Source organism: Halorubrum sp. ARQ200 (assembly GCF_005435115.1).
Lineage (GTDB): Archaea > Halobacteriota > Halobacteria > Halobacteriales > Haloferacaceae > Halorubrum > Halorubrum tropicale.
In genome coordinates this window covers 191,395-206,112 of the sequence record NZ_SGTZ01000004.1, presented here as the reverse complement: position 1 = coordinate 206,112, position 14,718 = coordinate 191,395, and the positions used below count along the sequence as shown (strand labels likewise).

18 protein-coding genes are annotated in these 14,718 nt (G+C 70.4%); 6 read left to right on the top strand and 12 right to left on the bottom strand.

The genetic code is table 11. From position 1 onward, the window contains the following. Window positions 1-112 precede the first annotated feature (112 nt). From EXE50_RS08080 to EXE50_RS08050, 7 genes are all read right to left on the bottom strand, one after another. Window positions 113-397, bottom strand: a complete 285-nt coding sequence (locus EXE50_RS08080; protein WP_053771622.1) for a hypothetical protein — start codon at window positions 395-397, stop codon at window positions 113-115. A gap of 4 nt (window positions 398-401) precedes the next feature. Continuing rightward, window positions 402-833 carry a hypothetical protein gene (locus EXE50_RS08075; protein ID WP_053771623.1) on the bottom strand — a complete coding sequence of 144 codons (432 nt, stop codon included), beginning with the start codon at window positions 831-833 and terminating at the stop codon, window positions 402-404. A gap of 76 nt (window positions 834-909) precedes the next feature. Then, the gene (locus EXE50_RS08070; protein WP_053771624.1) at window positions 910-1,698 is read right to left on the bottom strand and encodes a cytochrome b; all 789 of its coding nucleotides are present in this window, start codon (window positions 1,696-1,698) and stop codon (window positions 910-912) included. Window positions 1,699-1,702: 4 nt separating this feature from the next. Further along, a complete protein-coding gene (locus tag EXE50_RS08065) occupies window positions 1,703-2,512 on the bottom strand; it encodes a cytochrome bc complex cytochrome b subunit (RefSeq protein WP_053771625.1) in 810 nt (269 codons plus the stop codon). 7 nt (window positions 2,513-2,519) lie between these two features. Beyond that, window positions 2,520-2,909 carry a hypothetical protein gene (locus EXE50_RS08060; RefSeq protein WP_053771626.1) on the bottom strand — a complete coding sequence of 130 codons (390 nt, stop codon included), beginning with the start codon at window positions 2,907-2,909 and terminating at the stop codon, window positions 2,520-2,522. Then, window positions 2,906-3,553, bottom strand: coding sequence for a halocyanin domain-containing protein (locus EXE50_RS08055; RefSeq protein ID WP_137704797.1), 648 nt, complete (start codon window positions 3,551-3,553; stop codon window positions 2,906-2,908). The genes EXE50_RS08060 and EXE50_RS08055 overlap by 4 nt, the downstream gene beginning before the upstream one ends. A 96-nt stretch (window positions 3,554-3,649) precedes the next feature. Then, entirely contained in the window at window positions 3,650-4,531 is an 882-nt protein-coding gene (locus tag EXE50_RS08050; protein ID WP_137704796.1) for a hypothetical protein, read from the bottom strand. Window positions 4,532-4,663: 132 nt separating this feature from the next. On the opposite strand from EXE50_RS08050, the gene EXE50_RS08045 reads away from it, so the two are divergent. Together EXE50_RS08045 and EXE50_RS08040 are read left to right on the top strand one after the other, a co-directional pair. Then, window positions 4,664-5,146, top strand: coding sequence for a hypothetical protein (locus EXE50_RS08045; RefSeq protein ID WP_053771629.1), 483 nt, complete (start codon window positions 4,664-4,666; stop codon window positions 5,144-5,146). 55 nt (window positions 5,147-5,201) lie between these two features. Further along, the gene (locus tag EXE50_RS08040) at window positions 5,202-5,822 is read left to right on the top strand and encodes an HAD family hydrolase (RefSeq protein ID WP_137704795.1); all 621 of its coding nucleotides are present in this window, start codon (window positions 5,202-5,204) and stop codon (window positions 5,820-5,822) included. 28 nt (window positions 5,823-5,850) lie between these two features. Here EXE50_RS08040 and EXE50_RS08035 read toward each other — a convergent pair whose 3' ends face one another. Both EXE50_RS08035 and EXE50_RS08030 read right to left on the bottom strand, forming a co-directional pair. Next, window positions 5,851-6,702, bottom strand: coding sequence for an MBL fold metallo-hydrolase (locus tag EXE50_RS08035; RefSeq protein WP_137704794.1), 852 nt, complete (start codon window positions 6,700-6,702; stop codon window positions 5,851-5,853). 3 nt (window positions 6,703-6,705) lie between these two features. Further along, entirely contained in the window at window positions 6,706-8,568 is a 1,863-nt protein-coding gene (locus EXE50_RS08030; RefSeq protein WP_121599174.1) for a radical SAM protein, read from the bottom strand. A gap of 104 nt (window positions 8,569-8,672) precedes the next feature. On the opposite strand from EXE50_RS08030, the gene EXE50_RS08025 reads away from it, so the two are divergent. The 3 genes from EXE50_RS08025 to EXE50_RS08020 all read left to right on the top strand — a co-directional run bounded on the left by EXE50_RS08025 (window position 8,673) and on the right by EXE50_RS08020 (window position 9,723). Next, a complete protein-coding gene (locus tag EXE50_RS08025; protein WP_137704793.1) occupies window positions 8,673-9,068 on the top strand; it encodes a hypothetical protein in 396 nt (131 codons plus the stop codon). A gap of 79 nt (window positions 9,069-9,147) precedes the next feature. Then, on the top strand, window positions 9,148-9,303 hold the full coding sequence (locus EXE50_RS17410) for a hypothetical protein (protein ID WP_199236331.1): 156 nt from the start codon (window positions 9,148-9,150) through the stop codon (window positions 9,301-9,303). A 3-nt stretch (window positions 9,304-9,306) separates the two neighbouring features. Next, window positions 9,307-9,723, top strand: coding sequence for an Hsp20/alpha crystallin family protein (locus EXE50_RS08020; RefSeq protein WP_053771634.1), 417 nt, complete (start codon window positions 9,307-9,309; stop codon window positions 9,721-9,723). A gap of 30 nt (window positions 9,724-9,753) precedes the next feature. Here the strand turns inward: EXE50_RS08020 and EXE50_RS08015 are convergent, their stop codons facing one another. Next, on the bottom strand, window positions 9,754-11,022 hold the full coding sequence (locus EXE50_RS08015) for an FAD-binding oxidoreductase (RefSeq protein WP_137704792.1): 1,269 nt from the start codon (window positions 11,020-11,022) through the stop codon (window positions 9,754-9,756). Between the two features lie 520 nt (window positions 11,023-11,542). Between EXE50_RS08015 and EXE50_RS08005 the strand changes: the two genes are divergently transcribed. Continuing rightward, window positions 11,543-12,574, top strand: coding sequence for a glutathione S-transferase family protein (locus EXE50_RS08005; RefSeq protein ID WP_137704790.1), 1,032 nt, complete (start codon window positions 11,543-11,545; stop codon window positions 12,572-12,574). 54 nt (window positions 12,575-12,628) lie between these two features. On the opposite strand, the gene EXE50_RS08000 is transcribed toward EXE50_RS08005, so the two are convergent. Together EXE50_RS08000 and EXE50_RS07995 are read right to left on the bottom strand one after the other, a co-directional pair. Beyond that, the gene (locus tag EXE50_RS08000) at window positions 12,629-13,711 is read right to left on the bottom strand and encodes a sugar ABC transporter permease (RefSeq protein ID WP_137704789.1); all 1,083 of its coding nucleotides are present in this window, start codon (window positions 13,709-13,711) and stop codon (window positions 12,629-12,631) included. Further along, window positions 13,708-14,703, bottom strand: a complete 996-nt coding sequence (locus tag EXE50_RS07995) for a carbohydrate ABC transporter permease (protein WP_053771638.1) — start codon at window positions 14,701-14,703, stop codon at window positions 13,708-13,710. Before EXE50_RS07995 ends, EXE50_RS08000 begins: the two co-directional genes overlap by 4 nt. Window positions 14,704-14,718 lie beyond the last annotated feature (15 nt).

Here is a 14,718-nt window from a genome sequence, read left to right as displayed (position 1 = left end):
CGCGAGGCTGGGGCGAGCGGCGGTGAAAAGCTCTCGGTTCGTCGGCGGGCGCCGTCGCGTCGCTCGCGGGGGAGGGAAACGAGGGGAGAAACGGAGACGAGCGGTGTCCGGTTCAGTTCGCGGCCGCGTCGTCCTCGCCGTCGTTGAGGGCGTCGCGGAGCTGGCGGCTGGCGGGAATGAGGACCCAAAACGTCAGCGCGCCGAGGATCATGAGCCAGAACAGCACGTCGCCGGCGAGCAGGCCGATCTCGCCGTACGCCGTGTTCACGCCCTCTGCCGGGTTCACGAGCTGCGAGATCTGGTAGTACGACGGCGTCCGGTACCAGCCGCCGAAGGTGATCCACCCGAGACCGCCGATCGTGAACAGGGCGAAGCCCTTCATGAACTCGTCTGCCATTATCTCACGTTTCGCTGGAGTCGTCTTGAGACTTTCCCATCCCTTGTCCGCGGAACCGGGTCCCGAGCACGTACACGGCGGTCCCGAGGACGATGAAGCCCACGCCGGTGATGGCCATGATCGCGACGAGCACGTCCTCCGGCGGGAGGATCCCGGCGTTGTCGAGCAGGTAGACGATGGTCGTCCGGACGAAGCTGATCTGGAGCGTCGCGGCGTCGATGAGCGTGAACCCGATGAAGTACGTGACGACCGCGGCGAGCGTCGAGAAGACGGTGACGGCCTTGTACAGCCGGAACGGGACGACGACCTCTCGGCCGCTCGGTCCGTCCCGCGGGCCGGTCGGCTCGTTGCGCGGGTCGGCGTCGTCGTCGGCCGCGATCGGGTCGCCGGTCTCGTCGAACGCCTGCGAGGCGTCGCCGTCTGTTGAGGATGACATGTGTGACACGGGAAGGCGGAACGGTGACCGCGACCGCGCGTCGGTCACGGGGTCGCGGCGGGCGGGTCTCGGCCGCTTACTTCGGCGGGCGCAGCATGTAGTACCGGCGGTTGAGGTCGTACATGTACCCCTCGCGCATCGTCTTCAGCACCGCGTAGGTGATAACGCCGCCCGCTATCGGCAACATGAACACGAGCGAGAACAGCAGCTCGAGCGGGACCGAGAAGAAGTTCTGGATGGCCAGCACCGCGAGCGTGAACGCCAGGATGACCCCGGTCACGCCGAGCGCGGCCCAACCGGGCTCCTCGACGGGGCGGCGCGCGTTCCCCTTGTTGAGGAAGGGGACGAGCGTGATGACGCCGAAGATGGCGCCGTGGGCCACGAGCCCGTACAGCTCGTTGGACATGATGATGTTCCCGCCCAGCACGGCGAGCTCGGGGTTGATCGGGCTGAGCTTCAGCAGGCCGAACGACCAGTAGAGGTACCAGTCGGGCAGGATGATCGCCGGCGTCGACCCGGGGTTCGCCGGGTCCCCGAAGTGCGAGGGGAGGATCGAGGCCACGAGCAGGATGATCCCGAGGAAGAACGAGGTGATAGCGAGGTTACGGATCGTCTCGTGGGGCCACGTCGGGAAGCCGAGCACGTCGCGCTCGACGTACGTCGACTCCGTGCGCAGGTCCTCGTCCTCGCGCCGGGAGCGCTCGAAGTACTGGTAGGTGAGCTGGGCGAGCCCCTGGCTGCGCTCCTTCCGCTCGGACCAGGTCGGCGTCTCGTCGTCCGGCGGGACCGTCGCCGGCGGCCCGCCGTCGGTCCGCGCCTCGTCGTCGGTGCCTCCGTCCGTCATTGGGGTGGTGTCGTCGGTCATTGGATTAGTGCGGCTCCGCGATGCCCTGCACCCAGACGATGCCGACGTGGATCGCGATGAGCGCGGTGACCACGAACGGCAGCACGAACACGTGCAGGATGTACATTCTCACGAGCGTCGCCTGTCCGAGGGTGAACCCGCCGAACAGCAGCTGGGCCGCCCACTCGCCCACGATGGGGGTCGCGAGCGCCAGTTCGACGCCGATCTGCGCCGCCCAGAAGGACAGCTGCTTCCACGGGAGGACGTACCCGGAGAACCCGAACAGCAGCGTCAGGGCGATGAGCACGACGCCGAGGATCCAGTTGACCTCGCGCGGCTCCTTGTACGCGCCGGTGAAGTAGACGCGCAGCATGTGGAGGAACACTGCCGCCACCATGAACTGCGCCGCCCAGCGGTGGATCGACCGGAGCATGAAGCCGAACTGGACGTCCTGCATGATCATCACCATCGAGTCGTACGCGGCGGTCGGGTCGCCCTGCGCCGCCGCCCCCGCGGTCGACGGCGCATAGTAGAACCCGAGCATGGCGCCGGACACCGCCGCGAGCAGGTACGCGATGATGGAGAGGGACCCGAGCGAGTACAGCGGGTACCAGTACCAGAACTTGTTGTCGAGGTCGTACTGTTCGGTGTGGCTCTTCGGCATCTGGAGGTTCGCGCGGTAGTACATCGTCTCCAGCAGTTCGAGGTAGTCGACGATGCGGAGCCGCTTGTCCAGCCAGATGAGCGTCGTCAGGAACGCCGTCTCGATGGCGGTGAGGTCCTGGCTCTTGAGCCACGCGTTGTGGTCCATGTCGTCTTGTTTTTTCAGACTCATTGTCAGATCACTTCTTGTAGTACGGGTACACCGCGCGTTTCAGCGTCTCCGTCAGCCCGCCGGTGTCGATGCCCTTGCCGTCTTTGTCCTCTTCGCGGACGTACAGGTCCTCCCACTTGCGGCGGCGCTTCTTCACGATCATCACGTCCGGAAGGAACTCTTTCCGGTACAGGAGGAGGATGAACGCGAGATCAATAAAGATGAAGGCCAGGAGCGCGCCGACGTACATGTTCCCCGCCTCCGTCGACGCCCACGCGGACATCAGCCCGTAGGTGAAAAGCGAGACGAAGACGACCTCGATGACCGTGAGGAGGACGATCGCGATCGCCGCGGCGGTGCTCTCGCGGGCCGGCTCGTACCGATGGATGTCCCCGTACGAGGAGTTTCCGGAGCTCATCTCGCACCCCCGTGGCCGGTGTGGGCCGACTCGCCGTACTTGAGCATGTAGAACGTGAACACGAACGTCATTCCGATTCCGAGTATCGCCGAGATGCCGACCCAGTGGGCGTGGAGGGGGACGCCGACCTTGGCGATGTCCTCGGGCCACCCGGTGTTCGCCCCGCCGGTCTCGACGGTGGCGACGTCCTCGCCGACGGCGATGCCGCCGTGCATGCCGACCGCGGTGTGGGGGACGCAGTGGTAGTGGGTGATGCCGGCGTCCTCGCTCGACGTCTCGTACTCGTAGGTGTACCCCTCCTCGCCGACGGGGTCGCCGCTGTCGAGGCTGGCCGGGCCGCCGTCGTCGACCGTCTTGACGTTGTGGTCGCCGCCCGCGCCCGTCCACTCCCAGGTGATCGTCGTCCCCTCGTCGACCCAGACGAGGGTCGGGTCGAACGCGAGGCCGTTGCTCCCGGCGCCGACCGAGATGGTCACCGAGTCCTGGCCGCGGGCGTCGGTGTACGACCCGACGTTTCCGCTGGCCGCCCCGCTGGGCCAATCGGGCTGTACCTCCTGTGCAGCCGCCGTTCCGGTCGCCCCGGCGGAGGCCGCGACGGCGGCGGTCGCGCCGCCGGCCGTCCGCACGAAGTCCCGCCTTTTCATACGGTTTCACTCAGGACGGGCGCCGCTTAAACCCTCCGACTGAAACCGCCGACGTGGAGGAGGTTGGAGGGGCTGAGACCGTCGAAATCGGCGTAATTACTCGTCTCGGTCGCGGTCGGTCGCGGCGGCGTCGCCGTCGGTCACGACGCCGTCCTCGACGGGCACGAATTCGGGCCGCTCCTTCGCCTGGCGGAGCGCCCGGAGCCGCTCCCGGTACTCCTCCGAACGGAACCGGTCGGAGAGCCGCGCGTTCGCCACCATCGCGAACAGGAACACGCCCACCAGCAGGAAGACGATCCCCATCACCGGAGCGACGATGGTCCCGAGGTCGGCCACGGCGCTCGCGACGAGGAGCGCGGCGCCGGCGAGCACCTGGATCGCGGCGACGGCCTGTACCACGAGGTTCCCGAACTCGCCGGAGCCCTCGGGGACGCTGTCCGGGTGCGGGAGCGACCAGTCCTCCGGCGGCTCGGGCACCTCGTACGAGTCCATCGCCGCGAGCGCGACGACCGGCTCGATGTCCCGGAGCACCGTCCCCTCGCCGCGGACCTCGCCCGTGGGGCGGATGATCGCGTATCCCTCGTCGGAGTAGACGAGGATGCGTTCCTCGCCGTCCTCGCGGACGCGCTCCAAGACGCCGAACACGTCCCGGGTCGCGATCCGGGACTTCAGCTCGGCGTCGACGCGGTCTAAGAGCCGGTCGCCGGTGATCCACGTGTCGGGGTCGAACGCGGCGTCCCACTCCTCCGCGCTCATCTGGGCCATGTCGGACGGGCCGAAGTCGTCGAAGTCGTACTCCGACTCGACCCGCTCGCGGAGGGCCTCGATGTCGGTCTCGTCGTCCCGAGTCTCCTCGTCGGCCGCCGAGCGCCCTCCGTCCTCGCCCGTCGGCCCGGGGTCGTCCGGGCCGTCGGGGGCCGGATCGACCGGCTCCTCCGGCGGCGACTCCGACTCCGACCGCGTCGAGGTGTCCTCCATCACCCCGACGGTACGTGCTCCTGACGCTAACTGTTTTCGTCCGCGCCCGGCCGCCGGGGCGTCGCGAGTCGGCGACCGCGTCGCCGGACGCGGATCGCGGGGCTTTACGCGCCGGAGCACGTACCCGTCGACATGGTCGACGAGTCGGTCATCGCGGCGCTCGCCGGGGTGTCCGTGACGACGAGCCTCCCGTTCCTCCTGTACGGTGCCTGGATCATGATCGACGCGGAAACGGTGTCGTGGAACGTGCTGATGCGGCACCTCCGGTACATCCTCGTCGGGCTGGTGCTCACGACGGTCCCCATCGTCACCTGGATGATCCCGCGCGTCCTCGACCAGGTGAGCGGGATGGCGATCCTCCACGCGTTCTTCGGCGTTCAGGCGTACGCCCTGCTGGCGTTCGCGCTCACCGGCATCGTGCGGATCTTCCAGGCGAAGCGGAACGCGGACGCCTACGAGGACCCCAGCGTGGACATCGACGAGCTCCACGAGGACATGGGCCACTGGCGGAAACGCCTCAGGGCCGGCGTCGCGGGGTTCATGCTGCTGTGGCTGTGCGCGTGGGTGACCGGTCTCTACCGGCTGGTCACGCTCCACTTCGGGTCGGCGTTCTAGGCCCGGTCTCCCCGACCGACAGGTTCAATCCGGGTTTGGCCCTAACGGTGGTATCGTGGCAGTCACCTTCGACCTCTTCGGGACCCTCGTCGACGTCGAGTACCCGTCAGACCCGGCGGAAGCGGTCGCACGCGAACTGGAGTCCCGCGACGTGACGGTCCCCGACGACTGGCACGTCGCGTACGGCGAACAGCACGTCGAGGCGCCGGCCGGCGCGGAGGTCCCCCTCCCCGCCCACGTCGCCCGCGCGCTCGACTCGCGCGGCGTCGACGCGCCCCAGAACGTCGCCAGGCACGCCGTGATCGCGGCGTTCGACCCCGACGTGACCCGGCGCGACGACGCGCTCGACGCGGTCAGGGGCGCCGCCGAGCGCGGCCCGGTCGGCCTCCTCTCGAACTGCGCGGTCCCCGAGCTCGTCCCGCGGACGCTGATCCGCGCGGGGCTCCGCGGCGAGTTCGACGCGGTCACGACGAGCGTCGGCTGCGGCTGGCGGAAACCGCATCCCTCCGCGTTCGAGGCCGCGGCCGAGGCGCTCGGGACCGCCACCACCGGGCTCGTCCACGTCGGCGACGACGCCGAGACCGACGGCGGCGTCGTCGCCGCGGGCGGCCGCTTCGTCGACGTGACGGAGACGCCGCTGTCCGAGGTCGTCGGCGAACTCGAGGCCGAGCCGTAGGCGGGGCCGACGGCGCCGAGCGGCCCCGTCAGTCGAAGCCGCGGTCCGCCAGCCGCGCGCGCCACGCCCCGTCGACCCGCCCCTCCGCGACCAGCTTCTCGACGTGCGCGGCGACCGTCGCCAGCGCGAGGTCCCGCACGCCGGAGAGGTCCTTCTCGTAGGCGCCGTCGACGACCGCGTCGAGGTCGGCGGCGCCGCGGTCGATGGCCGCGGTCACGTCGCGCTCGCGCGCCAGCCGGTGGTCGATCAGCCGCTGACAGGTCGCCTGGGGATCGCCGATCGGCGGCCCGTGCCCGGGGAGCAAGCGGCCGTAGCCGGCGTCGCGGACCCGTTCGAGGCTCGCGAGGTACGCGGACAGGTCGCCCTCGGGCGCGACGACCGCGACGCTCCCCTCGGCGACGGCGAGGTCGCCGCAGCACAGCACCGCGCGCCCGGGGGCGTCCGGGTCGCCGGCCGCGAACGCGAGGTGGTCCGGCGCGTGCCCCGGCGTGTCGACGGCGCGGACGGCGGTGTCCGCGACACGCTCGCCCGGCGCGACCGTCTCGTCAGGCTCGGTCCCGGTCGCCGCGGCGAACCGGTCCGCGTGTCCCTCCCGGGCGACGACGGTCGCGCCCGTGGCGGCGGCGTAGTCGGCGACCGCGCCGACGTGGTCCGGGTGGGCGTGTGTGACCGCGATCGCCTCGACGCCGCGATCGCGGCGCGCGGCCCGGGCGATCGCGGCGTCGAGGGCGTCGGTCCGGGCGGCCGGGTCCACGAGGAGCCCGTCGAGGAGGTACGCGTTGGTGGTCCCGCCGGGGGCGCGCGTGTCGACCGGGACCTCGACACGGGTGACCGCGGGGTCGCGGGACCGCTCCGCGTCGCCGGGGTCGTCTGGCGCCATCGCTCAGTCCCCGCGTCCGAGCGACGACCGCGCGGCCGGGCCGGGGCCGGATCCGCGTCGGTCGCGGCCCGGGATCGGCACGTCGGTGTCGCCCGCGACCGCGTAGGCGGCGAGGTCGACGGTCCCCGGGGCGACCGCGTCGACGGCGTCGACGGAGTCGTACGGGCGACCGACCACGACGTCGCCGGCCGTGCTCCGGTTGATCCCGGGGATCGCCGTCAGCTCGTCCATCGACGCCGCGTTCACGTCGAGCGGGTACGGGACGCCCGTCACGGAGCGGTAGCCGTGGTCGGTGATCGCCACGTCGATGCTGGTGCCTAACTCGCGCTCGCCGGGGACCGCGACCAGCAGCGCGTAGGTGCCGAGCTGGCGCCCGAACGTCTTGCCGTCTTGGTGGTACTCCAGGTGGACGTCCGGGAGGACGGTCCCCGGCGGGACCACGCGGTCGAGCATCGGGTTGTCGATGGTCTCGCGCACCTCCCGCTTGTACGCCTGGAACTGGTCTTTGTGCTCCTGCGCGACCTCGGCGCCCGTCTCGGCCATCTCCGTGCCGGCGAACGCCATCACCTGCCGGATGTTGATCCGGCGGAGCATCAGCCCCTCGTCGTAGACGGTCTGGAGGAAGCGCTTGTTGTGCTCGTAGGTCTCCGGCCGCTCGCCGGTCAGCCCGTGAACGAGGTTGATCCCGGGGAGCAGCTTCGGCAGCCGCGGCGACGCGTCCGGACCGGTGGAGGGACCGGTTACGCGGGAGGCGTCGCCCGGCGTCGTCGCCGGGTCGTCGCCGGGGCGCCAGCCGCCCTCCTCGTTGACGACCCGGACGGCCTCCAGACACTCCTCGGCGGTGACGAGCAGGTTGTTCTCCTCCTGGACGACCGGGTCGGCCGATTCGAGCCCGAACGCGGCCGTGTCGCCGGGCGTGTTGTGCTCGGCGATGACGCGGATCGCCTCGCGGGACGCCTCGGGGTAGTCGGTGATCGTCACCGGGTTCATGTTGTCGAGGTGGAGCGTGCGGAGGTCGGGCGCGACCTCGCGGATCCCGCCGTACAGCTCGCGGAGCGCGTCGGGGTTCGGCGCCTCGCCGTCGCCGCCGAACGCGAGGATGTCGGCCTGCCGCCCGAGCCGGAAGTGCCTGACCCCGCGGTCCGAGAGCGCGTCGACCTCGTCGACGACCGACCGCGCCGCGCGGAACGCCGGGTCGCCGTACAGCGGCTCCGTACAGAAGGAACAGCGGTACGCGCAGCCCCGGGAGGTCTCCATCTCGCAGATGAGGTAGTCTGGGTGGTTCGGATGTTGTTCGACGACGAACGCCCCCCGACGCGCCCAGCGGTCGACCTCCTCGTTCGTCCGCATCCGGTTTCCGTATCCCTCTAACCCCTCGCGGACGAGGTCGTGGGCCGCGGCCTCGACGTCGCCCATCGCGACGAAGTCGTAGTCGAGGTCGTCGCGCCGCGTCTCCTGTGCGCCCGCGTTCTCCTCGCCGACCCCGAACCGTACGGGACCCCCCAGGAGCGTCACGCCGTCCGCTGTCCAGCCGAGTTCGCGGACCTCGTCCGGCTCCGCGGGGGTGCCGCCGACGTACTTGCCGGGCACCGTCATCCCGCCGACGTACACCATCAGGTCCGCGTCCGCCACGTCGGCGTGCTTCGAGCGGTCCTCGCGGAGTTCGTCGATGGTGTGATACGTGATCTGCGACTCCGGGACGCCCGCGTCGACGAGCGCGCCGGCCGTGTACCGCGGGTACGTCGAGAGGTACGGCGGGACGCCGAAGTGGGCCGGCTCGTCGACGTACCCGTCGACGATGGTGACGGCGAGGTCGTTCGGGTCGGCCGGGAGCGACCCCCGGGCCGACGCCGGCGAATCGGTCATGTTACCTCCCGTAGTCGGCCGAGAGGGGAAAAGCGTGCGGAACGCTGGGGCGGGGCGCGCGGCGCGGGGAATTGTTTATGTCAGATTGGACGGAACGATGCGGTATGCCCTCTGAGACGGTCTCGGCCAGACTGCGCGTCGCGCGATACGTCGCGTTCGGCGGTGTCAGCCTCCTCGCCACCGGACAGTTCTACGCCGCCGAGCCGCGTCCGTGGGGCGCCGCGGCCGCGTGGGCGGTCGGAACCGCCCTCGTCTTCGGGCCGGTCGCGTGGCTAGCCCGCGCCCGAGTCCCGGAGGAGCGCCGCGAGACGCTGACGTACGTCGCCGCGGGCGTGGGAATCCTCACCGCGTCCGTCTGGCTGGGCGTGTCGCTCGCGTTCGCTCCGGCGCTTTTCCCGTACGGCCCGGGCGTCTGGGCGGGAACCACGCTCGGGGTCCTCGTCGCGTTGCTCGCCGAGCGAACCGTCGTTCCGGAGCGCATGCGCGGCGCCGGAGTCTGAGTCCCGCGCCGCACGTCTCGCGTCCACGGGACGCCGCCGCCACGCCGTTTAAGCCCTCGCCGACACAACTGGCGCGTATATGCCATCGACGATGGAGGTCAAGTGCGAGAGCGACGACTGCGAGCTCGACATGTTCGAGAACCACTACACGTACGACGTGCCGGAGGACCACGCCGTCGGGGACCTCTCGTGTCCGTACTGCGGCGGGAACGACCTCGTGGAAATCGAGGTGTAAGCCGTGGGGCGACTCGTCGAAACCGGTCGGTCCGCGCTCAGGAGCGCCCTCGAACGCGTCGGTCGCGGATTGGGGCGCGTCCAGGAGCGGCGCCCGCTCTCCACCGACCTCCTCGAGAGCGACGACGCCTACCTCGTCGTCTTCGACGCCCCCGGCGTCCGCGGCGAGGACGTCGACGTCACCTTCCTCGACCGCACCGTCGAGGTGAACCTCGAACGCTTCCGCGACTTCTACGACGGCTACGACCTCGTGTTCCCGGGCCGCGGCGTCTCGCTGTCCGGGCGCGTCGACCTCCCGCGCGACGCCGACGTGACGCCCGAGGGCGCGAACGCGACGCTCACGCGGAACGGGACGCTCCACGTCGAGATACCCAAACGCGGCGGGTCGAGGGACGTCGACGTCGTCGAAGAGAGCGACTGACTCCGCCTGTTCCGGCCCCGCTCGGCCGGGCTACTCCCCGTCCGTCCGGTTCGACAGCGACATCCCCTCCGTGACCTCGAAGGACTCGTCGCCGTCGAACCGCTCGGGGTCGAACGCGCCGATCCACGGCGAGTCCGGCGCGTCGACCGCGACGCCCGCGAGCGACGCGAGCACGCCCTCGGCGACCGTCTCGCCGATCGCCGGCGCGCGCATGAACCCGTGTCCCTGCCAGCCGGCGGCGACGAACAGGGTCGGGCCGGCCTCCTCGCTCCGGTCGACCGGACCGACGAGCGGGTCGCCGTCGGGCGTCGCGGTACAGAGCCCGGCCCAGGCGCGCGCGTCGTCGAGGTCGCGGCCGGTCCGCGCCGAGCGACCGGGGGCGTCGCCGCGGGCGAGCCGCTCGTCGAGGACGGCCACGACGTCCTCGCGGAACCAGTCGTCCGCCTCGCGGCGGTAGTCGTCCGGGTCGGCCGGGACCGGTTCGGTGCCGTCGCCCGCGAGCAGCCCGTCCGGATGCGGGCGGAAGTACGCGTCCGCGGTGGCGTCGTAGACCATCGGACCGTCGTAGGCGTCCCGGGCCACGAGCGCCTGAACGCGGTAGGGGACGACCGGGACCGAGACGCCGGCGTCGGCGAGCAGCGAGCGCGTGTGCGCCCCGGCCGCGACGACGACCGCGTCGAACGCGCGCCGCCCGGCCGCCGGGCTCCCGCCGCCCGCGTCGTCGCGGACCCGTATCTCGCGTCCCGCGTCGGTCCGGGAACCGACCGCGACCGGGGTATCCGTCTCGATCGCGACGCCCTCGCGAGCGGCCCGCTCGCCGAGCGCGCGGACGTAGCTCGGGGGGTCCGTCCACCCCGCGCCCGCCGCGACCGCCGCGACTGCGAGGTCGTCGGTCCGGAGCGACGGGAATCGCTCGCCGAGCGCGTCGGGGTCGACGAGCGACACCTCGCGGCCGTGCTCGCGCATGCGGTCGACCATCGCCGGGACGGCGTCGGCGTCCGGGTCGCCCTCGCAGACCGCGATGACGTACGGGCACGCGGCGAAGGAGAAGCCGGGCAGCGAGCGGTCGAACGCGCGGAACCGTTCCAGCGCGCGGGCGCCGACCGCGGCGTCGACGTCCTCGGCGTAGGCGTCGTAGAGGAGCCCGGCCGCGCGCCCGGAGCTCCCGGCCGCGAGCTCGCCGCGCTCGAACAGCGTCACGTCGGCGCCGCGGGCCGCGAGGTCGTGCGCGGCGGTGACGCCGACCGCGCCGCCGCCGACGACCGCAACCGACGGGGCGGGCTCGTCTGCTTCGGTCATACTCCGTGACACGCGAGCGACGACGAAAAGCCACCGGGACGACGATTGCGTATACACTACTGCGGTGGCGCGTGCCTGCGAGCGGCCGGAGCGAAGCGGAGGCCGCGAGACAGCACGCGCGAGGGATGCCGTGAGTGACGGGCGACAGCAGGGAGCCCGGAACGAACGGCGAGGCTGGGGAGGTATGAGGCTGCTGTGCGGTGCGGGTGGGGTGGGACTCAAAGGGGCAGTCGCGAGGGTGAAGACGGGCGACGCAAGGACCGCAGGAGCGCGCGGTGCGGGCGACGAGGACCGCAGCGAGCCCATCGAGCCCTCGCGACTGGGGCTTTGGCGGTGTTCACCGCCGATCTGTCCTCAACTGCGTACAGCCGAGCGGCCGGAGCTTTGGAGGTGTGGCCTCTCGACCCGTAGCCCCACGGTGACGCGAATCCGGATCGAAGCTCAGCCCCTTGCCGTGCGTTCGGCCGGTGACACGCGTGTCCCCGCCCACGTTATACGCGTCGAACCCCACCTTCCGAACATGAATCAGCTCGTGAACGGCGAGTGGCGCACGGACACCTACGAGGCGACCGACGAGGAGGGCGCGTTCCAGCGCGGCGAGACCACTTTCCGGAACTGGATCGCCGGCAGCGACGTTCCGGAACACGTCGACGCGGAGCCGGACGAGCGCTTCCAGCCGGCGGCCGGCCGGTACCACCTGTACGTCTCGTACGCCTGCCCGTGGGCGCACCGGACCCTGCTCGCCCGCTCCCTCCTGGGCCTCGAAGACGCGATCAGCGTCTCCGTCGTCGACCCGTGGCGCGGCGAGGACGGGTGGCAGTTCAGCCCGGAGAAGGACGGCTGTACGCGAGACCACCTCCGCGGCAGCGACTACCTCCGCGAGCTGTACGTCGAGGCCGACCCCGACGCCACCTGTCGGGTGACCGTCCCCGTGCTGTGGGACGAAGAGGAGGAGACCATCGTCAACAACGAATCGCGCGAGATCCTGCGGATGCTCTCGACCGCGTTCGCAGACCTCGGCAACGGCGCCTCGCTGCTGCCCGACGCCGACGACGACGCGGCCGTCGCGGACGTCGACGAGGCGATCACGGACATCTACGAGCCGATCAACAACGGCGTCTACCGCGCCGGGTTCGCCACCTCGCAGGAGGCGTACGACGAGGCCATCGACGACCTCTTCGAGGCGCTCGACCGCTACGACGAGCGGCTCGCCGACCAGCGGTACCTCGTGGGCGACTCCCTGACGGAGGCGGACATCTGTCTGTTCACCACCCTGGTCCGCTTCGATCAGGTGTACCACACCCACTTCATGTGCAACCGGAAGTTCGTCCACCAGTACGACAACCTCTGGCCGTACCTGCGCGACCTCTACCAGACGCCGGGCGTCGCCGAGACGGTGGACATGGCCCACATCAAGGAGCACTACTACACCACGCACCCCGACGTGACCCCCTCGGGCATCGTCGCTCGCGGGCCCGACCTCGACTTCGAGGCGTCGCACGACCGCGAGCGGCTCGGCGGCGAGGCGCCGACGCCGGCCGCGGACGACTGAGTCGGCCGCGTCGCCGAAGAAATCGAAGAAATCGAGACGGGACGGTCAGGTCCGCTACCCTTCCATCCCGCCGAACGAGAGGCCGTCCTCGACGGAGCGCTGGGCGGCGAAGTAGACGATCGCCACCGGGAGCGCGAACAGGTTCGCGAACGCCGCGAACCGCGTCCACGGCGTCGAGAACCGGCCCTCGGTCGCGATGTTGTACAGCTCCACCGAGAGCGGGTAGTTCTCGGGGCGCAGGAGCGTCTGCGCGATGATGAACTCGTTCCAGCCGGCCAGCCAGACGAAGATCAGGACGACGGCGAGCCCCGGCTTCGTCAGCGGGAGGATCACTTCCCGGATCGTGTCGAGGAAGCTCGCGCCGTCGACCATCGCCGCCTCCTCGTAGGAGACGGGAATGTTGTCCATGTACGTCTTCAGCAGCCACGTGTTGAACGGGATCGCCGACGCGGCGTAGAAGAGCCCGAGGACGAACAGGTTGTTCGTGAGCCCGTAGGTGCTGAACAGCGAGTACAGCGCCACAAGCGTCGCGATAGACAGGCCGGCGCCGATCTGCGTGAAGAGGACGTAGCCGTAGAGGATGCGCTTGCGGCCGACGAACTTGCGGCGCGAGAACGCGTACGCCGCCGGGACGATCATCCCGAAGCCGGCCGCGAGCGTCACGCTGACGATGTAGAGGCTGTTGAACACGGCCCCGGGACCGGTCTCCGTGCCGGCCCACCGGAAGCTCACGAGCCCGTCCCCGCCGCCAAGGACCAGCTGGGGGTACCCCCAGTCGCCGTCGACGAAGAAGAAGTCGGACTCGAAGATCACCCACCGGTACGCGCCGAGGTTGTACGTCGACGGGTCCGGGAAGATGCCGCTCGTGTTGAACAGCCGCGACCCCTCCGCGAGCGACGCGGTCGTGATCCAGAACAGCGGGAACAGTAGCACGAGCACCATCGCGAGGCCGAACAGCGTCATCAGGACGCTCTTGGCCACGTCCCAGGCGCTGCGTTTCCCCGTGCGGACGTCGTATACCGCCCGCTGGATCACCACGACGAACCGCTTCGGCGCGGTCGCGAGGCCGATCAGCTTCGAGCGGACCAGCCCGATCGCGCCGGCGACCAGCGCGGCCGCGGACTCGAGGGGGTTCATTCGTCACCCACCCCCTCGGCGAGGCCGCCGTAGCGCACGGCGACGTACATGAACAGCCCGACGAACCCGATCCCGACGATCAGGATCGCGGCCGACAGGCCGAACTGGTTGAACGTGATCGCCTCGCGGTAGCCGTACACGATGATCAGCTCGTTCTGTCTCGACGGCCCGCCCTGGTTGAACACCCACGGGATCAGGAACTGCTGGAACGACGTCGCGGCCGTGAGGATCGACGCGAACAGGACCGGCCCCTTGATCGCGGGCAGCGTCACGGTCCGGAACCGCTGGAGCGCTCCCGCGCCGTCGACCATCGCGGCCTCGTGGAGCGACTTCGGCACGTCCTGAAGGGCGCTCACGATGATGATCACCATGAACGGGTACGCCAGCCACACCTCGGTGGTGACGTACGCGAAGAACGCCTCCCAGCGACCGCTGAGGAACCCGACGGGCACGTCGAACAGCAGGGCCTGCGGGGCCGACAGCGACGACATCACGTCGTTGTACCGGCCCAGGATGGTGTTGAACACGCCGAAGCGCGCGTCGCTGAACATCCCGCGCCAGACGGTGATCGTGAAGATGCCGGGGAACCCCAGCGGGACGATCACCGCCGCGCGCATGTAGCGCTTGCCCGCGACCCGGACGTGGTTCAAGAGGAGCGCGATCCCGACCGCGAGGATCACCTTGATCACGAGCGAGACGGCGACGAACAGCCACGTCGTCGTCATCGACGTCCAGAACTGCGAGTCGCCGATCAGCTGGACGTAGTTCGCTAGCCCGATCAGCTCGGCGCCGCCGCCGATCACCGACCCGGCGAACGTCGCGTCGGTGAGCGAGATGTAGAAGAGGTAGAAGATGGGGTACAGCATGAAACTCGAGAAGAGCAGCACGCCGGGCGCGACGAGGAGCAGCCCCCAGTCGCGACTGGAGAACGGCAGCGCCGACCGCAGGCGCGCCAGTGCGCTCACGCCGGTTCCGGGTTGCGAAGAGGCCATCGCTCCGAGCGGTGC